The sequence below is a fragment of the Dawidia cretensis genome, assembly GCF_018598175.1.
GTDB classification, from domain to species: domain Bacteria; phylum Bacteroidota; class Bacteroidia; order Cytophagales; family Cyclobacteriaceae; genus Ohtaekwangia; species Ohtaekwangia cretensis.
Map to the genome: position 1 here is coordinate 112,343 of NZ_JAHESE010000002.1, position 22,599 is coordinate 134,941.

The following is a 22,599-nucleotide window of genomic DNA, read 5'->3' on the forward strand; positions in this document are numbered from 1 at the left end:
TTAAATTGAGTATGATGAAACAGATCACTTTTTGTCGTGTGTTGATCGCGCTGGCCGTGGCCGGAGTAGCGACGTCCTGTCAGCAGAAAAAAGAAGAGCAGAAAGAAACCACCTATACGGTGCATGCCGCGCCGGAATGGACAACGTTGTTCACACGCTCGCAGGGATGGTTCGGCGCCGACGGCATTTACTCCATTCCCCTGAAAGGAAGCGATGCCGGTGCGTCTGGCGATACCGTGCTCTTTGTTTTCAGCGACACCATGTTCGGCCAGGCCGGCGACACCAGCCAATCCGGGGCGCCCGGCCTGGCCATGATCAATAATTCGGTGATGCTGCTGACGGGGAACGAGCCGCAGGAAGGCAACGCGAAATTCATCGTAGGCAAAAACACAACCTCGGTATTCCTGCCGTCCACGCCAAAGGCACAACCCGGCGATTACTACTGGTTGGGCGACGGCGTGGTGGATCATGCAGCGGGAGATAGCCTGTATATCTTCGGATACCTCATTCACAACACGAATGACGGTTCGAAGTTTCCTTTCCGCCACGTAGGGACAACGTTGCTGATCTATCCCCCGCATACCACAGACTTCTCGAAGTCGAAGCAGGTAGACCTGCCGCTCGTATCGCCCAGCGATGACCCCGCGGCTACGGCGTTCGGGGCGGGCGTCTATGCCAATACCCAGGCATCAGGCGCGCCCGATCCGGACGGCTATCTATACATCTATGGCGTTCGCGGAACGAATAATAAGGAATTAATGGCTGCACGAACGAGAGCCGGAACGCTGGCGAAGTTCTCGGCCTGGGAGTTCAAGACATCTAGTGGATGGTCGAAGGATTTGCAGTCGGCCACCGCGCTGGCCGACAGTGTATCGAACGAGATGAGCGTCTCCGCCATCGGCAACGGCCAGTATGCGCTCATCTATCAGCTCGGTGGCATCTTTTCGGAAATCTGCATGCAGATCGGATCTTCGCCGGTCGGACCGTTCGGCCCGAGAAAGGTGATCTGGAATACGTCGCCCGAGCTGACGGAGAAAGATCTCTTCACCTACAACGCAAAAGCTCATCCCGCGCTTTCGAAGCCGGGCGAGCTGCTCATCAGCTACAACATCAACAGCTTCAACTTCCTGGAGCAATTGAAGAAGACACCGAACTTCTATCACCCCCGGTTTATAAAAATAGTCTTTGATAAAAAATAACAGCGCATGAAACGTACGAGCAGTGCCGTTGTGCCTTTCCGGACCCCGGTGGTTTTTTGGGTTGTGATTCCCCTTTTTGTCTTTGATCCAACGGTCAGGGCCGACGTGAAGCTGCCGGCGATCTTTCGCGATTACATGGTACTTCAGCGGAACGCGCCCATTAAAGTGTAAGGGTGGGCTTCGCCGGGATCTGCAGCAACGTCTCAAACCCCGTAGCGGTGCGTTATGCGTGAGACAACAACCCGGCCCACTGGACCTTTACAGCGCCGAGACACTCCCTGCTGTACCGTTCCGTACGGATGACTGGGAGGCACTACCGTCCATACCAAATTCAGACGGGGCAACCGAGATTTTGAATTTAAGTATAAACATAAAATGTAAAGTATGTGTCAACCATCAACCACACAGGATAACATGAAACTCCGGATACTTCTCATACTGATATCAGCCTTCCTGGCTATGACGGCCTCCGCGCAAAAGGGAGGTTTTGACGGCATCGGCACGAACATGGATAACCTCTACAGGCTGTCGGATGCGCTGACGCGTTCGATAAGCCCGGAGAACCCTACCGGCGAAAAAGGCAAAGGCGGCATGGCGAAGGAAGGCACTGCCTCGGGCCCCGCGAAAGATCTCGGTCCGGGATGGAAGATCAACCCGTTCATCCGCATCGCCGCGCATACCACCTATACCCTCGCCGAGATCGATGGTGGCGGCGCCCTGCAGCATATCTGGATGACACCCACCGGCAACTGGCGCTACAGCATTTTGCGCATGTACTGGGACGACGAAAAGGAACCGTCGGTGGAGGTGCCCGTTGGCGATTTTTTTGCCGCCGCGTATGAATACAAGCCAATCACATCGCTCGCGGTGTGCGTCAATCCCGGCAGCGCCTTCAATAGCTACTGGGTAATGCCCTTTCGGAAGAAATGCCGCATCACGATGGAAAACATAGCGGATGAAGAAATGATCCTGTACTATCAGATCGATTACACACGCACGACGGTGCCCGAGGATGCCGCCTATTTCCACGCGCAATTCCGCCGGGTGAACCCCTTGCCCTACAAGGACGTATATACCATCGTCGACGGCATCAAAGGTAAAGGGCACTTTGTCGGCACGTATATGCTCTGGCAGAGCAACAGCAACGGCTGGTGGGGAGAAGGAGAGATCAAGTTCTATATGGATGGCGACACACAGTACCCCACGATCTGCGGCACCGGCACGGAAGACTACTTCTGTGGCTCCTATGCGTTCGCTGTAAAAGACAAGAACGGTCAACAGCAGTACGAAGATTATTCAACTCCGTATGCGGGCTTCCATGCGTTCAAACCGGACGGCACCTTCAAATCTCAGACGATGTTCGGAATGTACCGGTGGCACATCACCGATCCGGTTCGTTTCAATAAGGATTTGAAAATCACGATTCAGGCGCTTGGCTGGCGCAGCGGCATGCGTTACCTGCCGTTGCAAGATGATATATCCTCTGTGGCGTTCTGGTACCAGGCAGAGCCACATGCGCCGTTTCCGAAGATTCACCTACGAGATGGGTTGGAAATCGTACGGTAGAATGAATTGGTGTATATACATATGTAATCATTTCTCGAAAAGGTCGAGAAACTCCTTTTTCCTGGTCGAAGACACCTCCAACTCCTGATTGTTCTTCATCGTGACGTATCCACCTTTTCCTTTGGAATATCGGATCACATAATCTGGATTGATCATGTACGAGCGGTGGATGCGGAGGAAGCGGTGCGGAGTAAGGACTTCTTCGAAATATTTCAAAGTGCGACAGATCAGGAGCGGGGCAGTGTGCTCGAAATGGAAGCGCGTAAAGTTATCGACGGCTTCGCAGTAGAGAATGTTTGGTACAGGGACGATCTCGAACCCTTCCATAGTGGGCAACATAATCTTTTGGGGACCGGTGGCGCGGATGTTGTCCACGAGCACTTTAGCGTGGCGAACCTGGTTATCGGCGTGCTCGGCTTTGATCTTTTCTACGGCTTTGATGAGCTCATCGATATCGATAGGCTTGAGCAGATAGTAGGCGGCGCTTTGATTGAGGGCCTGGATGGCATAATTGTCGAAGGCGGTGACGAAGACAGTTTCGAAGGAGATGTCGCCGGCCTTGTCGAGCAGGTCGAAGCCGTTGCCATAGGGCATCTCGATGTCAAGGAAGACGATGTCGGGGGTATGCTGGCGGATAGCATCGAGGCCCGTGGCGACGGATTCGCCGAAACCGCATACAGTCACGTCGGAGCAATATTTTTTGAGATAGCTGGCCAGAATTAGGCGGCTGTCTTTTTCATCATCTACGATCACGGCTTTCATGGCAGTATCCTATCTGTTTTATGAAGAGGCAGCGCTAGGTGCACAAGCGTGCCTGGGCCGGGCTGCAGGTCCTCGATGGTAACCCGATAGTCGGCTTTATATACTTTGTTGATAATATCGAGGCGCTCCTGAATGTTCTTCAGCCCGGTGGAGTTGTGTTTCTTCTGATTGGAAGTCTTCAACGCTGCCGAGCGCTTGCGTCCAATGCCGTTGTCGCTGATCTCGACCATCAGCGTTGTGTCTTGCTGATAGAAACGCAGGGTGAGCATGCCCCTCTCTTCTTTGTAACGCAATCCGTGCCACACGGCGTTTTCGATATAGGGTTGGATGAGCATGGGGGGAACTTCAATCGCTTCGGCGTTGATGCTCTCGTCGATATCGATGCGATAGTCGAACTTATCGCGGAAGCGGTAGTGTTCCAGTTTGAGGTAGAGCGCCAGGATCTCCTGTTCTTTGAAGAGCGGGATGAAGTCCTCCTGCGAGTTCTCCAGCACGAGGCGCATGAGCTGGGAGAACTCAGAGAGAAATTTATTAGCGGTTCGCTCGTCCTGTTCAGCGATGAAATGATTCACGGAGTTGAGGGCGTTGAAGATGAAATGGGGGTTCATCTGGCTGCGCAGCGACTTGAGGGCCAGGAGCTGGTTGGCCACTTTGCTGGCCTGTGCGTTCTTGTAGATATAGTATGACGTGATAGTCGTGATGAGCAGGATGACCAGCAGGCCATAAATGACGAGTTTCTGGCGCGATACGGTAGCCTGTTCAATCGTTTCTTCACGTTTACCGACAGATACGTTTTTGCTGAGCTCTTCGATGTCGCGTTGCTGGCCGAGGAGCGAAGAGTTAGTAATCTGTCGTTCTTCCTGAATGCGTTGCGACCGGGTCACGGCGTCGCTGTACTTGCGGTAGGCACCGAGGGCCTGGGTGGTCCTGCCGTTCTTTTCATAGATGTCGGCCAGGGTGAGGTAAGCCTTGGCCTGTGCCTTGGGGTTTGCGAGCGTATCGGCGATGCGGGCGGCTTCTTCGATCTCCCGGAGGGCTGCTGCGTCTTCTCCCTTCGCTACGAGGGTTTTGCTGATCTCCACTTTATCGTTGGTAACCTCGTCAAGGTTCCTGCTCTCCAGGTTGAATTCGATGGACTTGTTACGCAGCTCGATCTCGTCGTCGTAGAGGTTCTGCCCGCGAAGCACATCGGCTATCTCTTCCTTGGTCTCCTGCAGCGACTTCACGCCTTCGGCGTCGTTCTTGTTGACGCGCAGCTGGGCGAGAGAATTGTCGTAGAGGTTCTTGGTTTGTGGAATGTCGTTCAACCGCGCGTATATCTTGGCCTTTTGATTTTGAACGCGCATATCCAGGGTATTGCTGCTGATTGCCTTACCACCCTGCGGGGGAAGATTGTCCAATACCCTGAGCGCTTCGGTATAGTTGCTCATCTGATAATAGGTCTCAGAGAGATCGAGGGTACGGTCTATGCGCTGGTTCCGGTCGAGTCTGAGGTCGAGCGCCTGCTGAAAATATTGGAGCGCCACGTTGAAGTCGCCAAGCTTGAGGCTGGTGTTGCCCAGACCACGCAGCGTACGCTGATAATCCATAGTAGTGGTGGGGACGTCTTTGGGATTTTTATGGGCATTTAATATCTGATGGGCTTGCAGGTAGTTTTCGCGGGAGAGCTTCCATTCCTGGATGCCTTCGTTGATCTCGCCGATCAACATATGACTACGGGCTTCGTTGAGCACGTCGCCCGAGGCCAGGCTCAAGCCCAGCGCCTCGCGCACCTTGGTCAGCGCCTCGCCTGGGTTGCTGTCTTTCAACGAAGCCGCTTCTTCCAGCAAATCCGCGGGGTTGGTGCGGCGGGATAATTTCTTAAAGGTTTTATACGACCCCCGGTCCTCAAGTACTTTCTCATCCTTTTCAGCCGCCTTTTGCGATGGCGCCTTCTTGCTGTCCTGCGCGACGGCACTACTGATGCAGAAGAATGCAATGAGGCTCAATGTGAGGGTATGCCGGATCATGGTTGTCAATCGCAGGAAAGTTAGCACTTTAATTCTTACCCGTTTCCGGGCCCGCCTGTCCGTGAGCCGGGGTTCACTCAGCCAGTGGGACGTTTCACCCAGCGGCACGGCACGATCACGAAGTGTAGGTATCCCCGTCACGCTTTTAGCGTAAAATTTACCAAAAACATCCAAGATCATGAAGACGATATACACTTCCATCCAATTTCTGCCGCGTCTGGCCACCGTACTCCTTTTGTTGCTGGTGACAGTACATTGCCAGCCGGTACACTCTGAAAACCGGCGCGGAGACACACCCGCCGCCGAAAAAGACCAGGAGATTATGCTGGCACTTTTGCTCGACACCAGCAACAGCATGGACGGCTTGATCGAGCAGGCCAAATCGCAACTTTGGAAAGTGGTAAACGAGCTGGCCGCCGCGAAGTGCGCCGATGGAGCAAAGCCGAGTATCAAGATTGCGCTCTATGAATATGGCAATGACAATCTTTCTCCCCAGGAGGGCTATGTGCGCCAGGTAAGCGGCTTAACGGACGACCTGGACCTGATCTCTGAAAAGCTCTTTGCGCTGACGACCAATGGTGGCGAAGAATATTGCGGCAAGGTGATCCAGACCTCGTTGCACCAGCTGGTGTGGTCGAAGTCGGCGGCCGACCTGAAGCTCATCTTCATCGCAGGCAATGAACCCTTCACGCAGGGGCCAGTATCTTTCCGGCAGTCCTGTACGCTGGCCAAAGAGAAAGGCGTAGTGATCAACACGATCTTTTGCGGCAGCTTCGACGAAGGCACGAATACCAGCTGGCAAAGTGGCGCGACGATCACCGGCGGTACGTATATAAGCATTGAGCAAAACCAGAAAACGGTATACATTCCTTCGCCGTATGACGAAAAGATCGATGCGCTGAACGATCAGTTGAACGATACCTATATTTATTATGGTTCTTCGGGCAAGACGAAGAAGGCGGCACAGATCGCACAAGACAATAACGCCGAAAGCTACGGACAGTCCAATAAGGCGGAGCGGGCAATCTCGAAAAGTACGCACGTCTACAAAAACTCGACCTGGGATCTGGTGGATGCAACCAAAGACGATTCGAAAGCGATCGAGAAAGCGAAGACCGAAGAGCTCCCCGACGAGATGAAGAGCATGAGCGTGGAGCAACGCAAGAGCTACATCAAAGAGAAATCCACCGAGCGTCAGCAGATTCAAACGGAGATCCAGGAATTGAGCAAAAAGCGTCAGGAGTATATCACCACGCAAGCAAAACAAAACGGCGAGGCGGGCATGCTCGACGCCTCCATGATCCAGGCAATCAAAAAACAAGCGACTGCAAAGAAATTACGTTGGCAGTAAGTGTATTTGGATGAAGAGGGTGTCTCGAAATGGCACCCTTTTTTGATTTATACTTGTTCATCGCTTGCCTTCGTCTCCCCCGATCGGCTTTGGTTTCCGGGGTTCTTAACGGCGTATGTTCTCATAATTTTATTCAGGTCGTGGTTATGGCGTATAACGTCCGAGCGTAACCCACCGCCAGAAAAGACAATATCCAATCGTCAGACATGGCGGTATGAAGACTGACTTATAGCTGACGAAGTACTCTGTGCCGGTAATTCCCGGAGAGACAAATGTAGGGCAGCTCAGATTGCGGTGGCAGAAGAGATCTTTGCAAAATTCAGACATCGGTTACCCGGCTTCGGAACATCGGATTCAGATGGTTAGTATATAATCGGCTCAAATGAAAATCGACGTTAAGACATCTCCCTTTTTCGCGTGGACAATAAATATCATGGGCATCGCGCTGGCGCTTTCGGCTGGGATAGTGATTTTTTTTCATTTTCTGATCGGTCTCGCCTTGTTGATCGTTAGTGCACTGATTTTTACCACACACTACCGACTAATGATCGACCTCGATCAACGGGTCTACCACGACTATGTTTGGATAATGGGAATTAAGCATGGTAAGGCAGCCTCGTTCGAGAAAATCGATTACCTGTTCATTAAAAAGAGCCGGACCGTTCAAAATATGTATGCGCGGGTTTACACAACATCCCTAAGGAAAGACGTGTACGACGCGTATTTGCGTTTTTCGGAAACCAAAAAAATACACCTTGTTACACGGGAGAGCAAACGCCTGCTTGTGAAACAAGTAAAAGCCTGGCCGCGCAGCTGGGGGTAGAGGTTATCGACTACACGAGCGGAGAAGGAAAGACGCTCTGATAGTGAGAAGCTCGTCGTCAACATTCGGTCATGTGAACCTATTTCAACCCCGCCCGCACCGCGCGCACCTCTTCGGCCTTGATGGCAGAGCCTCCATGGGTCATCCGGGTACGCACGTAGCTGAGAATATCGGCCACCTGCTCATCGGAAAGGAAAGCATGTGCAGGCATCACACCATCATACGTCTTGCCCCGTACCTCTATCGGTCCTGTAAGTCCTTTCAGCACAACTTCGATTAGCGTCTTGTTCGGGCCGCTTACCCATTTCGAACCGAACAGCGGCGGATACCGGTTGCCGTCGCCCTGGCCGCCGGGAAGGTGACAGGAAGCACAGTATTGGGTGTAGGCGATAGAGCCCGGCGTATCCTTGAACAGGTTGTCTTTCTTCTCATCGGGTTGCTTAATGTTGGTAGCTGTTTGTTTCCGGTTTGCCATTCCGGCAAGCTGCTGCTCGCCAAACGCTGCCTTGTCGCCTTTAAACATGATCCTCCAGATCTTGCCCTTTACGCTTTCAGTCACATAGAGCGAGCCGTCGGGTCCTTCGGAAAGTCCCATGGGCCGCGCCTTGGCATCGGAAGTATTGACGATCGTATCCCGTTGCGCAAATCCATCGGCAAACACTTCCCACGGGCCGGAGGGTTTCCCGCCTTTCATAGGCACAAACGCTACGAAATATCCGCCTTGCGGATAGGGTGCCCGTATAGTGGAGCCGTGAAAGGCGATGAAGGCGCCATTCTTGTAGCGTGCAGGAAATTGATCGCCACGGTAGAAAAGCAGGTCATTGGGTGAGAAGTGTCCGGGAAAGCCGATGAGCGGCAGGGCTACCGTGTCGGCGCCGTCGGCCTTCTTGCCGTCGCCGCCGTATTCCGGGTTCAGTACTTTCTTGTCCTGCATGTCGTCGAAATAATAATAAGGCCAGCCGCCGTTGGTACCTTCGGTGATCCTGAAGAACTCTTCCGAGGGAAGCAGCGCGCTCTGCCAGGGAGAGTAGAGACCCGGCCATGTCCTGGAAAAATCATCGCGTCCGTGCTGCACGGCGAACAGATTGCCATCTTCGAAATTCCAGGCCATCGCCACCAGGCTTCGCATGCCGGTAGCGTATTTTTTTCCATCACCCTGGATCTGTCCGGGCTTGTTGGCATCGAATTGCCAGACACCGCCGTGAATGTCGAGCTGCGGGCAAGGAAGCATACCGGGAGCGCCGGGCCTTCTGTTCTCCGCCTGGCACACGTCGCCGGGAGCGCCAAAGGGAACATAGATGTGCCCCTTGTCGTCAAAGGTGATCGGCTTTGTAATGTGCTCCGTTCCACGGGGATTGGCCCGGTAAGCATCATCGATTACCATGGGCTCCGCCGTGGTATCGGGCAGGAGCTGACCGGGAATGAGCTTGCTCCGGTATACCACGCCGGTGGACGCATAATAGATATAGCCATTGTATATACGCATACCCGTGCCGTATGAGCTCGGGTCTTTGTACGTACCGAAATATTTCACAATATCGGCTTTGCCGTCGCCTGTCGTATCACGCAGGGCTACCGTCCCACCCGCGGGGGGCACGTTGCGGAGCTTCACATAGATATCGCCGTTGTCGTTCACGGCCAGGTGTCTCGCCCGCCCCACGCTGTCTACCACCACCAAAGCCTCAAAGCCATCAGCCAACGCAAGCTTTCCATTGTCAGGGTCACCCTTGGGAAGCGAGGCTTTTGTATCGCCGGGTGAACACTGGCTGCACAGTAATATCAATAAGCCTAATGGCAAGCCAGCTAAACCCCGAAAGATCAGCTTCTCTCGGGTTCTTGGGGACAGTCGTGGTTCCTTCATATCTTCCAGTAAAAATATTCCATGTGTTGACCGCGACCTCTACACGCACAAATTCTTGTTGGTCCGGTTGTTCCTTCGGTTAATAAATAGTAATATAATATTTTCTAAACATCCGGGGAAGTACAGTTGCCAGGGCCGGTAGCAGGAGGAGATCAACGGGAATTTCTTCTGCATGAGTATTCGGATGACAAATAACACGCTTATGCGATATATTTCTGACGATATCCATCTGGTTGCAACAGATTTGTCCAATCACCTGAGTTGCGAGCATTTGACCCAACTGAACCGACGGGTGGCCGCCAGGGAAATACCGAGGCCTTCCTGGCATGACCCTTCTCTTGAAGTGCTCATAAAACGCGGTGAGGAACATGAAGCGGCATACGTTGAATATTTAAAAACGAAAGGTCTTTCGTGGATATACTTGAAGGGACAACCGTTGGAGGCTACGCTCCAGGCGATGAAGGACGGAAAGGATGTGATTGTTCAGGCTTTTCTGGAGGCAGGAAAGTGGTCGGGGTATTCGGATGTCCTTCTGAAAGTGCCGGGGAGAAGTAAATTCGGGGACTGGTCGTACGAAGTGCAGGATACTAAATTGTCACAAAACACAAGGGCTTCGGCAATTTTGCAATTGTGTTTGTACTCCGATTTGTTATCGCAGCTTCAGGATTACGTCCCCGAGAAGATGCACATTGTAAAACCAGGTGTGCAATTTCCCGCCGAATCCTATCGTTTTGCTGAGTTCCGGGCCCACTATAATTTGATTCGGAAAAATCTTGAATACACGATGACCCGACCGGCGTTGCCAACATACCCCGACATTTCGGAGCATTGTTCGATCTGCAGCTGGTGGCGCACATGCGACCAAAAGCGCCATGATGACGATCATCTTTCACTCGTAGCCGGCATAAGATCGCTTCAGATCGTCGAGCTCGAAAGACAGAAGATCGCTACGTTGGAACAGTTCGCAACGACAGACAAGCTTGCACGTCCGGAACGTGGTAATAAAGAAGCGCTCGATAAAAAGCAGCGTCAGGCCGGTATACAGTTAGACGGCAGAAATCAGGCAAGGCTGCTATATAATATTCAGCCGATAGAGTCGGGACGCGGGTTAAATCGGTTGCCGGAACCTGACGAAGGAGATGTTTACTTTGATATCGAAGGAGATGCTTTTTATGAGGACGGAGGACTTGAATACATTCTTGGATATGTTTATAAGGAGAATGGGGAGCTGGTATATCGGCGAATATGGTCGACGAATCGGAAGGAAGAGGGGCTTGCCTTTGAGCAACTCATGAAGTTTATAATGGCCAGATGGAAGCGCTATCCAAAGATGTATATTTATCACTTTGCACCGTATGAGCCTTCCGCGGTTAAGCGATTGGCACGGGTACATGCGCGGTTCGAGCAGGAGGTAGATAGGCTACTCCGCGCGGAGCGGTTTGTTGACTTGCACGCCGTCTTTAAAGAGTCATTGCTGGCGAGTGTCGAAGTTTATTCGCTGAAAGAGCTCGAGAAGTTCACACCGTATACCCGGAAGGTGGCGCTGCACGATGCCAGCCTAGCAAGAAAGTCGGTCGAGATTGCGTTGGAGCTTCATGATTTTAAATCACTGCCGGATGAAACTGCCCGAACGGTCGAGGCATACAACGAAGATGACTGCTTTGCTACCGAAGCACTACATCAATGGTTGGAGCGTTTACGTTCTGAAAGTGCGCTGGCCGGAACAAAATTTGACCGGCCTGAATTGAAAACAGGCGAGGCCGGTGAGGAAATACAGCAGTTGGATATTCGTTCGCAGGCAATTTATAAAGCATTGGTGGAAAAGTTGCCGGATGACAGGACCACGTGGACCAGCGAGCATCGTGCTAAGTGGCTTTTGGCACACCAGGTTGAATATTTCAGACGGGAGCTGAAAAGCGCATATTGGGAATTCTTTCGTGTTCATGAGTTGGAATATGAGGATCTGTTGGATGAACGGCATGCTATAACGGGTTTGAAACTTGTCGGGGAGCTTCCCAAAGGAAAGAGCGAACGGAGCGTAACACATCGCTATTCCTTCCCACCCCAGGAACTAAGTATTGCGGAGGGTGACAGCCTGGTAGAGGTGAAGGGTGACGACGTCGGCTCCGTTAGAGCTGTTTCGTTGGAGAACTATACCGTTGACATAAAGAAATCCGGTAAAACGGTAGAGGTCCACCCGGTCTCCGTGCATGTTCGGGACATTATCACGCCGCGGTCACTTGAAGTATCATTACTCAACCTGGCGAATGACGTTGTTGAATACGGGCTGGCGCATACATGGCCGGATCATGCGGCAAAGGATATATTGATGAGGCGGGACCCCAAGCTGTTAGATGGAACAACAGGAGCATTTGTGCGGGCAGGCGAAAACACCGTGGATGCTGCTATCCGGATCGCGCTTGGTCTTGACAAGAGCTACCTGGCGATTCAGGGACCGCCGGGATCGGGTAAAACCTATACGGGCGCCAGGACGATTGCTGAATTGGTGAGCTCGGGTAAGAAGGTCGGGATTACCGCCGTCAGCCATAAGGTTATCCGGAATCTTTCACTTGCAACGCTCAAAGAAGTATCAAAAGCTGGTCGTAGTATCAGTTTTGTTCATAAAGTTAGCGGGAAAGGGGCGGCATGCCCAGATGGGATTGTGGAAGTGACAAAAGCCGATGAAGTGATTGCTGCGTTGAACAAAGGCAGTGTCGGATGTGGCACAGCCTGGCTTTGGGCAGAAGAAACTTCACGAGAGACATTAGATTATCTATTTGTCGATGAGGCTGGGCAGATGTCTCTGTCTCACGTACTGGCGGCATCGCGCGCTGCCAGGAACCTCGTTTTACTTGGTGATCCACAACAGCTCGAGCAACCACAGAAAGGGGCCCATCCCGAAGGGAGTGATGTTGCAGCGCTTGCGTATCTGCTGGAGGGGCACTTCACGGTACCCGAGGGGAGGGGGTTATTCCTGGATATCACACGGCGGCTTCATCCCGACATCTGCCGGTTTACATCTGAAATATTCTATGAAAACAAACTGCAATCCCTGCCCGGACTGGAGAAGCAGGTGATCTCCGGAAGTACCCCCTTTGACGGAGCGGGGCTAAATTATGTCCCCGTGCCACACAAAGGAAACCAGAGTAAATCAAAAGAAGAGGTGGATGCCATAACTGCGATTGTGGGTAAGCTTTTGGCAGGCGGGCGTTGGACAAATGAAGAAGGAACGGAGCAGCAGATCACGCGAAAAGATATTCTCATCGTCGCGCCCTTTAATGCACAGGTAAGCGCGCTTCGCGAACGGCTACCCGAAATTGAAATCGGTACAGTGGACAAGTTTCAGGGCCAGGAGGGGGCCGTGGTTATCTACTCCATGACGTCGTCCACGGTTGAAGATGCACCCCGCGGAATGAGTTTTCTTTTTAGTCCGACCGATTGAATGTTGCCACCAGTCGCGCAAGGTGTATTTGTATCCTGGTAGCCAATCCCGGGTTGCTTCAGCCGGATTGTCGGACGATAGATCAGATGCGATGGGCGAATGCCTTGTGCAGATATGTAGAAATGGCTCGGGAGGTTTCAGCTATCGAATTGTCAAAATAGGTATATAATTGACATCGGGCTACTCCTTTTGTAAGATGCAATCTACTGAGCAATTTTATGTATTTTTAGGTCATGCGTCAACTGGCAGCCATTCTATTTGCAGACATTACCGGGTACACAGCCATCATGCAGGAAAACGAACAGCTTGCCCGGTTGAAGCGGAAACGATTTAAAGACATATTGACAGGCGCCGTTCAAACCTTCGAAGGAAAAATACTCCAGAATTATGGCGATGGCTCACTGGTTATTTTCAACAGCGCCCGTCAGGCTGTATCCTGTGGCATAAAAATACAAACGCAATTACAAGAAGAACCTCGTGTTGATGTCCGCATCGGCATACACATCGGCGATGTGAGCGTGGAAGACGAATCCATCTATGGCGATGGCGTGAATATAGCGTCACGCATCGAATCGGCCGCTATACCGGGCAGCGTTCTTATTTCCGGCAAGGTGTATGAGGAAATTAAAAATCAGGACGATATCACTACGTTGGAATTGGGGTTCTTCGAATTCAAAAACGTAAAAGAAGCGATTTGCGTTTTTGCCATTACGAATGATGGGATTGTCGTTCCATCGCGGGCAGCATTAAAAGGAAAAATCAAGACGCCCGTAAACCGTGTTGCCGTTCTTCCTTTTGTCAATATGAGCGCTGACCCCGACAATGAATATTTCAGCGATGGAATTACAGAAGAAATACTGAACACGCTTACGAAAATAGACAATATCCAGGTGACCTCACGGACTTCTGTTTTCGCTTTCAAAGGAAAAAGCATCGACGTGCGGGATATCGGCGTTCAATTGAATGTTGACAAAATACTGGAAGGAAGTGTTCGGAAATCGGGAAATCGCCTGCGTATAACGGCGCAGTTAATTAATGCTGCCGATGGCTATCATATTTGGAGTGAGAACTATGATCGCAATCTCACAGATGTTTTTGAAATACAGGATGAGATCAGCAGCATCATTGCCAACAGGCTCAGGGAGAATTTATCACCGGATCACGCTGAAAGCCCGTCCAGGACCGGCATTAAAAATATTGAAGCGTATACCCTCTATCTTAAAGGTCTTCATGCTTTCAATAAACTAACTCCGGCGGATACCCGCCAGGCCATTGTATATTTTGAAAATGCCATAACGCTTGAGCCTTCTTATGCGCAAGCACACGCGATGATTGCCCGTGCCTATACCCACTTGGGTTCTACGGGACAGATGTTGCCCCAAAAGGCATTTGAGCTTGTTCATAAACATGCAGATATGGCCTTGCACCTGGACGCTACTATTGCCGAGGGTTACATTGCGAAGGCTGCAGCGTATTTGTATTATGAATGGAGATGGGAAAAAGCACACGATGCCTTGCAAAAAGCCATACACCTTAATCCTACGGCTACAAACGCGTATCAATCGCTGGCTTACTACTATGTTATTGTAGGCAAGAAAGAGAAAGCCATCGTAGTGATGGAAGAAGCCACCAAGCTTGATCCACTCTCACCGTTTATTACGCACCACCTGGGAAATATCTACGTTATGAATGAACGATATGATGATGCGATTCATCAGGCCGATAAACTCCTGACCATGGACCCTGCCATGCGCATCAGTATCGAATTAAAAGCATGGAGCACCGGCCTGAAAGGCGAATGGGCAAAAGCGCTACCGCTGTTTTTAGAAACACATCGTCTCACAAACCACCCATTAAAAGGATTGATGGGTGTAGGTTACGCATACGGGAAATTGGGGGAACGTGAAAAAGCATTGGAATGCATTCGCAAAATAGAACAACGTCAACGGGAAGAACCCGGCGTAGTGTTAGATAACGATCTTGCAGGAATTTGGTACGGCCTGGGTGACTTTGATAAGACCTTTTACTATATCGAGGAAAGTTTAAAGAAAAGAACCTCGACACCAGCGTTATACCTGGAGTACCCCGCTTTCAAGGAATTGAGAGTCGATCCACGGTATGAAGCATTGATGAAGAGGGTACGTGGGTGAAGCCTGCCCAGGCACCTAAAGGAGAACTTCGGTCGGTTCGCGGGCAGTGTTAGGCCACAATGAAGGCATTTAGCGTTTGCGGGCTTCGGGTCTTAACATCTTTTCAGCGCGGCCTGAATGGGTACTGCTTTACGAGGACAAGGTAATTGATTTCGCCTTTGGCGTCGCAGATCTTTACCTCTTACCTTGCTCAATGAACGGCTGTAATACGGCCCGAATCAACGGCTCTGCCGCCGCAAGACCATACGGTTTAATCAGGTAGTTTTCCGCTCCCAGCTGCAGGCATTGCTCTCTATCCCTTTCGTTTGAAGAAGTTGTGTAGATAATAACCGGAATTGATTTAAGCCGAGGATCAGTCTTAATTGATTTTAAACACGACTTCCCATCCATCGTTGGCATGTTGATGTCCAGAAAAATGAGATCTGGGAGGATCGCAGACGCATCCAGAATATCTAATACCTCACGCCCATTTCGAGCATTCATGCACGTGGCAACGGGATACACCCGTGCAAGTGTTTCTTCGAAGAAGCCATAGTCGTCTACGTCGTCTTCTGCGTATAATATTAACATACCAGCATTTTCGCTCTAAACATAGCAAATAGAAGGAAGAAATAGTAGCCGGCCGGCGTCAGTTTGCGTGTGAATTTCAAGGAAAAGAGATAAAAAGCCATCAGGCAATGAAAAGATTATCGACCAAGCCCAGGGTCAGGCGTTTCATCATGGCTGCGCACATTGGTGATTTCTAACGATATTGCTGTAGTGTTCAGGATTACCACTTCAAAATAATAGAACATTAAACCTTAGCATTGATGTATAGAAGAATACTACTGTTGTTGTCTTTGTGCTTTTCCGTGTTGGCTCAGGCACAGCAAGCTGTCCGGCTGGAAAGCCCTGACAAGTTGCTGCAGTTGAAATTATCGCTTTCGGAGTCGGGCGAAATACAGTATAACCTGATGAAATCGGGGGTAAGGGTGCTTGAACCATCCACGCTGGGGATTGTGATGAAAGGGCATAATTTCTCGCAAGGGATGAAATTGCTCTCCGCATCGGAGCCCATGCTCGTAATGGACGACTATCGAATGGCAAATGCAAAAAAAAGCAACATTCACTATGAGGCGAAGCAGTTGACAGCTTCATTTGCCAATACGGAGGGGAAACAGATGGATATTATCTTCCGGCTGTCGGACGACGGTCTTGCCTTCAGATATTATTTCCCCTGGGTCAATCAGGAACAGGTCATCGAGCGCGAAGCCACATCCTTTCACTTCAGCACAGCGGCCAGGGCATGGCTGCAGCCCATGAGCAAGGCCAAGGAGGGATGGAATCACACCTATCCGAGTTACGAGGAGCATTACAAACAAGATATACCGGCAGGCACCATGCCTTCTTTTCATTCCGGATGGGTCTTCCCGGCGCTTTTCAAAACAAACACCATCTGGGCATTGATAACCGAAGCCGGTGTAGATGAACACTACTGCGGTAGCAGGTTGCTGAACGACTCCCTGAGCACTATCTATCGCATCGGCATGCCCGATCCCAAAGAGGTGTATACGGGCGGCGGTTATCTGCCGGTGAACGATCAGCCCTGGTATACGCCCTGGAGAATTATTGCGGTGGGTAGTCTTAAAACTATCATGGAATCTACTCTCGGTACAGACCTCGCACCGGCAAACGTGCTAAAAGATATATCGTTTGTAAAACCAGGGAAAGCCAGCTGGAGCTGGATCAACAGCAAGGATGAAAATATTACTTTTCAGGAACAAAGAAAATATATCGATTATGCCGCGGAGATGTATTGGCAGTATTGCCTGATCGACGTCGACTGGGATACAAAGATCGGATATGATAGCATAAAAGTTTTAAGCGATTACGCCGCAAGAAAGAATGTTGGGCTTATACTGTGGTATAACTCTGCCGGAGACTGGAATACAGTGGAGTATCATCCCAAAAACCTTCTCCTGTCTCATGAGGACCGGGTAAAGGAGTTTTCGCGGATTCATGGTATGGGTATCAAAGGTATAAAAGTGGACTTCTTCGGTGGCGATGGGCAAAGTGTGATGAAGTATTATTTGGATATTTTAAAAGATGCGGCGGCGTATCATTTAATGGTGAATTTTCACGGCGCTACGCTTCCAAGAGGCTGGCATCGCACCTATCCTAATTTGGTCTCGGCAGAAGCAGTATTGGGCATGGAGATGGTCACGTTCAGCCAGCATCACGCCGACTTGCAAGCGAATCATTGCGCCATGCTACCGTTCACACGCAATGTCTATGATCCCATGGACTTCACGCCCATGAACTTGTATAAGCTCACCCATAGTCAATGTACAAGAAAAACTTCGGCAGCATTCGAGCTCGCATTGTCGGTTTTATTTTTGTCTGGAATTCAACACTATGCGGAGTCGCCGGAGGGTATGGCAAAAGTACCGGATGATGTAAAGAATTTCCTGCGAACCCTGCCTGACCATTGGGATGACGTAACGTTCATGGACGGCTATCCCGGAAAGTATGTCGTGGCTGCCAGAAGAAGCGGTAATCGCTGGTACATTGCGGGCATTAATGGAGATACCACCGGGCAGAAGATAAATCTCGAACTGGGTTCATTCAAAAAAAGCAAGGCCACACTTTACACCGAGGGGCGAAATGGCGCCCTGTTTTCAAAGGAAGAATTTAAAGTTTCGAAGGAGACAAAGCGTGCTCTTGCGCTTCCGGTAAATGGCGGGTTTGTCATAGTTCTCGAATGATCGTAAACGAGGCATAGCCGGTCCTGCCCGTCGTCTTTATTGCGGTGCCGTGTTATTGCAAGTGTTGTGACTGCTGCGCGTACTACGTGGTTCTATTTGTTCCGGAAAAAATATCCTCCATGCAAAATTGTGGCTCGGAGCGGGGTGATTTTACTAGATCTTTGATTTACGACCTTTCCACGTTTGTCGCTCATTATCTGACGTTACAGATGCTATTATTGGTTGGTGCCTTTTCGTCTCCATCCAGTGCATTTGGTGATTATTTTTGCAATCTTCTTTATACTTATATTAGCTACTTAAAACAAAATCAAATTGCTAAGAAAGTTGCTGATAAGATTTGCATACGTAATGGGTGGACTGCTTGTCCTTTTTATGATTTTACTCGCCTTCAACTACTACCGAGTAGATAACCGTGTGGCGCTGGAACCCATAACGGAATTCGAAAACCGACGTGCGATTTTGCGTCTTGATTCTGTTTTGATTCAACCTGATTCCATCACGCAACTGGTTAATGCCTTGATGCAACATGCCCACGTTCACGGTCTTGCCGTTTCAGTGGTGAACAACCATCACCTCGTATACCAGCAATATTTTGGCTGGAGAAACAAGAAAGAGAACCAGCGATTCACACGGGGCACCATTATGTATGGTGCTTCACTGAGCAAGACAATCTTTGCAGACATCGTCTTGCAACTGGTCGAAGAGAAAGTACTTACCCTTGACACCCCTCTGTATCGCTATCTCAGACATCCTTTGCCAGACTACACGACAAATACCTTTCAACAATTATTGGGCGATCATTTTATCGACTATACGGATCTAAAGGGTGACGACCGCTACAAGAAGATTACGGCAAGAATGTGCCTCTCTCACACGAGCGGCTTACCCAACTGGCGATGGCTCGAGCCCGATGAAAAGCTGACAATCAAATTTGACCCCGGGACGAGGTATAGCTATTCGGGCGAAGGCATGTTTCTTCTGCAAATGGTCATCGAGCAACTGACCGGGAAAGGTTTTGAGACGCTCGCGGTAGAAAAGATTTTCGATCCGCTCGATATGCGGCGAAGCAGCTACGTATGGCAACGGGCCTATGAAGGAAACTATGCCGGGGGACACGACAGTAACGCGAATGATTTGAATATTCCGAAACGTCATGTTCCCAATGCCGCCGGGTCATTATCAACCACCCTGGAAGATTACACACGCTATTTCACGCACGTATTGGAACAGAAAGATCCGAGGTATGCCCGGCTGGTGGCCCCCCAGATCCGAATAAAATCGAGACAGCAATTTGGGCCGAGTGCTTTGATCGATACCGACGAAAATGACGACATCCACCTTAGCTACGGTATGGGCTTTGGCGTTTATGAGACGCCTTTTGGCAAAGCCTTCTTTAAGGAGGGGCACCTTGACGGATGGCAACACTATGCCGTTGGCTTCCCGGAAAGAGGGACTGCACTCATTCTGATGTCGAATAGTGAAAATGCGGAATCTATCTTCAAGTCACTTATCGAAGAACTTACCGGCAACACGTATACACCGTCGTTTTGGGAAGGGTATATTCCCTATGATTCAAATATGTAGCAGGCCACAAGTGCGGTCGTCTTAGTGTTTGGGAAAATGATCGGGCTGATGTCGATCCGGGAATCCTTTCAGTCATGTCGTTTTTTGCAGCGGATTCGGTAGAGCGTCGGGGAACAATTCATTGACGCGTTTCTCCGTGGCACTTGTTTCAAGAACTTCATCTGAATGGCCCGCTTTGGCCAAGAAAACAGGTGTTCCGTGGCTTATTTATCCGAGAATACAGACGCCTGGCAGTTTGGCTTGGTATGGGTACCAATGCAACCGATTACAGCTTCTTAATTGAAAAAAAGATTTTCTCCAGGTATTCTTCCTTGTTACGCGTGATGCGTATCTGTGTTCCATCCGTCATTTCTACAGTGCCGCCATCGGCCTTTAGTATTTTTGTAACAAAACGTGGGTGTATGACGTGGGAATGATGGACGCGTAGAAAATCGTGATCAATCAGGACACTCTCCACTTCTTTCAGCGTCCTACATACGGTGTGTGACTGCCGGTTTTGCATGACAATATGCGTATAGTTCCGGTCGGCGGCACAGCGGACAATCTCTTCAAATAAAACGATCTCATAACCCTCCAGCGTTGGAATTGCCATGCGATCGGGCACTGTTTCCGCCCGGTTGAGGTAGTGGCTTAACTGTCCCCATTGTACGGGATGGAGCTGTTTGTGTTTTTTCTGCATCCACCGGTTTACAGTATTGCGCAGCTCATCTTCCAGCAGGGGTTTTAAGAGATAGTCCAACGCATTATAACGGAACGCCTTTATGGCATATTGATCATAGGCAGTAAGAAAGATCACATCAAACGGCAACGGCGTGACAGATCGCTCCTGGAGGATCTCAAGTAAACGGAAACCCGAATAAGGCGACATTTCCACATCGAGGAATAAGAGATCCGGCAGCGATCCTTCGTGCAAATGTTTGAGCATCGCTTCGGGTCTTGTATAGGCAGCTATTACTTGCAGGTCAGGGTGCGCCATACCGGCAATTTTTATGAAGCTGTCGATGGCATGCTGCTCGTCATCAACAATAATAGCGTTTATGCTCATTGTTTTATATTTGTTTCACCGCTTGTCGACATTCCGTTACGATATGTCCTTCTTTACGTCATGTTCCTCTAGGATGTATATGGATACACAGGTGCCTTCGACCAGCTGCTCCGCAGTGAGTATTTCTTTAATGTCCATAGTGATATGCGTACCGTGCTGCTGATTAAAAACGTCCAGGCGTTCTTTCATGAGCTTTAGGCCAAGGTGTGTTCCTTCCAGCGCGTTGCGGGCGTTGATGATCTGCGAGGCCCGTAGCCCAATGCCATTATCTTCAACCCGTACTAAAATACGTTTCGCGTCGGTGGATATAATGATGGTTATACGTTTTTCATTTTTTAAACTATGACGCAAACCATGCTTCACCGCGTTTTCGGCAACCGGCTGCAGCAACTTGGGAGGAACTTCAATGTCTGTGAGATCGAGCTGCCCCTCGATTTTGATCGCATACCTAAAATCATCGCCAAAACGCAACTTTTCTATCTGAAGATAGTGAGTGGTTGCTTCAAGCTCTTCCTGCAAGGTAATACTCGGTTTCCGGTTATTGATCAGGCTTGTTCGCAGCAGCAAGGCAAATGTATTGATATATTGCATCGCTTCATCGTTCTTGTTTTTTAATACCAGATCGCGTACCGCACTTAATCCGTTGAACAGGAAGTGGGGATTCATTTGTGCCTCCAGCGATTGTAGGGTAAGTTCCTGAATACGCCCGTCAAATTCAGCTTGCAGCTGCTTCACCTTGCGGGCTTCTATTTGTTGTTGCTGCGCTAGGATCTCCTGGCGCGCAGTGGCCACCCGCTGTGCGAGCACTTGCCGCTCATTTTCGATGAGCCGGTTATTTTCCTGTAGTTGTTCGATATACTGTTTGCGGTGCTCATCACGTTGCCGGTGAATGAGGATATTATTATATCCCAGTGCCAGCGAAAATAATATCGTTTCTCCGATGATGCCTGCCTGAAGCAGCGCGCCAGGGTGGACATCACTTCCACGCACATGCCAAACGCCATCCTGGTAATCGATTATGATGGAGGAAACTACACCGGCCAGTAAAAAGATATTAGCGATGAGAAAAAAGATTTTTAAAGGACTACGGATACGGAATAGGATGAAAAGAATGATAAAGATATAGAAGGGCATGAAGATCACCCGAAAGTAGAAATAGCTTTGCATTATAAAGAATGCGCCGTGCGCACCGGCCGCCTTCACAACCAGGTGTATAACGCCATATACAAACAGGAGGACTACTTCTGTTTGTAGGAAATATCCGAACCAACGACTTTGGGATGACATATTCAGCAACTTGTCGGCGAAAAGGATATACACGGCAAACATCCACGCTACGGCGGTTTCATTGAGAAGATATCGCAATCCGAAAATCGAATACATAAAAGCCTGAGCATGATAGGGAAGCTCGTTCCACATTGTGAGGCAGAACGCCAGCGCCATCAGCAAATAAAGTGAGTATAACGTGTATAAGGTTTGTTTAACGGCGATGGCGTAAAAGAGAAAGAACAAAAACATGAATGCCAAAAAACCAAGTGAAAGCGTATTGATCAACGTCTGGATGCCTCGCCGGAACTGATATTGATAGAAGTATTGATAGATAGAAGCTTTATCATACAACCGGATTTGCAGACGGGGTGATGAGGGTACCATCGGCTCATTTTGAATATACACTAGTACGTCACTGTTTGCCGGTAGTGGCAGAATACCGACGGTAGGATCGTCGCTGAAAAATGGTTGGCTAGGTTCTGGCCAGATACCGATGGTATCTGCAAATAGTAAAGTTCCGTCCCGGGTGAACACATAAAAGCCTGTATGAAGGTCGGCGGTAGCTTCTATGAACAATGTGTCCGGGTAGGGTCGTGTATTCTTCAGGGGAAATCTGAGCCACACCCGTTCCCTGGAAGAAAGATTGGTAAAAATCGGGTGAGAAGAAGCCGGATGTTCCCATAGCTCCGCGGGATGCTTACAGATACACTGCTGAAGCGCAGGGATACTGTCGGCCAGGATATGCGTCGCACGGTCGGAGGAAAGAGTGTCGGGCGCCGAGGCGAAGCTTTGAT

General features: G+C 50.1%; 15 protein-coding genes. 9 read left to right on the forward strand and 6 right to left on the reverse strand.

Annotated features, from left to right (window positions below; genetic code table 11):
- The first annotated feature begins 11 nt into the window (after positions 1 to 11).
- The 3 genes from KK062_RS04035 to KK062_RS04045 all read left to right on the forward strand — a co-directional run bounded on the left by KK062_RS04035 (position 12) and on the right by KK062_RS04045 (position 2,765).
- Positions 12 to 1,199, forward strand: a complete 1,188-nt coding sequence (locus KK062_RS04035; RefSeq protein WP_254082966.1) for a DUF5005 domain-containing protein — start codon at positions 12 to 14, stop codon at positions 1,197 to 1,199.
- A gap of 6 nt (positions 1,200 to 1,205) precedes the next feature.
- Positions 1,206 to 1,370 carry a hypothetical protein gene (locus KK062_RS04040; RefSeq protein ID WP_254082967.1) on the forward strand — a complete coding sequence of 55 codons (165 nt, stop codon included), beginning with the start codon at positions 1,206 to 1,208 and terminating at the stop codon, positions 1,368 to 1,370.
- A gap of 243 nt (positions 1,371 to 1,613) precedes the next feature.
- On the forward strand, positions 1,614 to 2,765 hold the full coding sequence (locus KK062_RS04045) for a glycoside hydrolase family 172 protein (protein WP_254082968.1): 1,152 nt from the start codon (positions 1,614 to 1,616) through the stop codon (positions 2,763 to 2,765).
- 27 nt (positions 2,766 to 2,792) lie between these two features.
- Here KK062_RS04045 and KK062_RS04050 read toward each other — a convergent pair whose 3' ends face one another.
- Both KK062_RS04050 and KK062_RS04055 read right to left on the reverse strand, forming a co-directional pair.
- Complete coding sequence (locus tag KK062_RS04050) at positions 2,793 to 3,527, reverse strand: LytR/AlgR family response regulator transcription factor (protein WP_254082969.1); 735 nt, start codon at positions 3,525 to 3,527, stop codon at positions 2,793 to 2,795.
- The gene (locus tag KK062_RS04055) at positions 3,524 to 5,716 is read right to left on the reverse strand and encodes a tetratricopeptide repeat-containing sensor histidine kinase (RefSeq protein WP_254082970.1); all 2,193 of its coding nucleotides are present in this window, start codon (positions 5,714 to 5,716) and stop codon (positions 3,524 to 3,526) included. Before KK062_RS04055 ends, KK062_RS04050 begins: the two co-directional genes overlap by 4 nt.
- Here KK062_RS04055 and KK062_RS04060 point away from each other — a divergent pair.
- Positions 5,715 to 6,887, forward strand: a complete 1,173-nt coding sequence (locus tag KK062_RS04060) for a vWA domain-containing protein (protein WP_254082971.1) — start codon at positions 5,715 to 5,717, stop codon at positions 6,885 to 6,887. The two genes, KK062_RS04055 and KK062_RS04060, sit on opposite strands and share 2 nt — an antisense overlap.
- A gap of 433 nt (positions 6,888 to 7,320) precedes the next feature.
- Positions 7,321 to 7,710, forward strand: a complete 390-nt coding sequence (locus tag KK062_RS04065) for a hypothetical protein (RefSeq protein ID WP_254082972.1) — start codon at positions 7,321 to 7,323, stop codon at positions 7,708 to 7,710.
- 79 nt (positions 7,711 to 7,789) lie between these two features.
- On the opposite strand, the gene KK062_RS04070 is transcribed toward KK062_RS04065, so the two are convergent.
- Positions 7,790 to 9,571 carry a PQQ-dependent sugar dehydrogenase gene (locus KK062_RS04070; protein WP_254082973.1) on the reverse strand — a complete coding sequence of 594 codons (1,782 nt, stop codon included), beginning with the start codon at positions 9,569 to 9,571 and terminating at the stop codon, positions 7,790 to 7,792.
- A gap of 202 nt (positions 9,572 to 9,773) precedes the next feature.
- Here KK062_RS04070 and KK062_RS04075 point away from each other — a divergent pair, with 202 nt between their 5' ends.
- On the forward strand, positions 9,774 to 13,013 hold the full coding sequence (locus tag KK062_RS04075; protein ID WP_254082974.1) for a TM0106 family RecB-like putative nuclease: 3,240 nt from the start codon (positions 9,774 to 9,776) through the stop codon (positions 13,011 to 13,013).
- 233 nt (positions 13,014 to 13,246) lie between these two features.
- Positions 13,247 to 15,163: an adenylate/guanylate cyclase domain-containing protein gene (locus KK062_RS04080; RefSeq protein ID WP_254082975.1), complete on the forward strand. Its 1,917-nt coding sequence runs from the start codon at positions 13,247 to 13,249 to the stop codon at positions 15,161 to 15,163.
- 174 nt (positions 15,164 to 15,337) lie between these two features.
- Here the strand turns inward: KK062_RS04080 and KK062_RS04085 are convergent, their stop codons facing one another.
- Positions 15,338 to 15,733, reverse strand: a complete 396-nt coding sequence (locus tag KK062_RS04085) for a response regulator (RefSeq protein WP_254082976.1) — start codon at positions 15,731 to 15,733, stop codon at positions 15,338 to 15,340.
- Between the two features lie 239 nt (positions 15,734 to 15,972).
- On the opposite strand from KK062_RS04085, the gene KK062_RS04090 reads away from it, so the two are divergent.
- Positions 15,973 to 17,907 carry a glycoside hydrolase family 97 protein gene (locus KK062_RS04090; RefSeq protein ID WP_254082977.1) on the forward strand — a complete coding sequence of 645 codons (1,935 nt, stop codon included), beginning with the start codon at positions 15,973 to 15,975 and terminating at the stop codon, positions 17,905 to 17,907.
- Positions 17,908 to 18,279: 372 nt separating this feature from the next.
- Positions 18,280 to 19,491, forward strand: coding sequence for a serine hydrolase domain-containing protein (locus KK062_RS04095; protein ID WP_254082978.1), 1,212 nt, complete (start codon positions 18,280 to 18,282; stop codon positions 19,489 to 19,491).
- Between the two features lie 265 nt (positions 19,492 to 19,756).
- On the opposite strand, the gene KK062_RS04100 is transcribed toward KK062_RS04095, so the two are convergent.
- Complete coding sequence (locus KK062_RS04100) at positions 19,757 to 20,536, reverse strand: LytR/AlgR family response regulator transcription factor (RefSeq protein ID WP_254082979.1); 780 nt, start codon at positions 20,534 to 20,536, stop codon at positions 19,757 to 19,759.
- A 36-nt stretch (positions 20,537 to 20,572) separates the two neighbouring features.
- Positions 20,573 to 22,189: a sensor histidine kinase gene (locus KK062_RS04105; protein WP_254082980.1), complete on the reverse strand. Its 1,617-nt coding sequence runs from the start codon at positions 22,187 to 22,189 to the stop codon at positions 20,573 to 20,575.
- Positions 22,190 to 22,599: the final 410 nt, after the last annotated feature.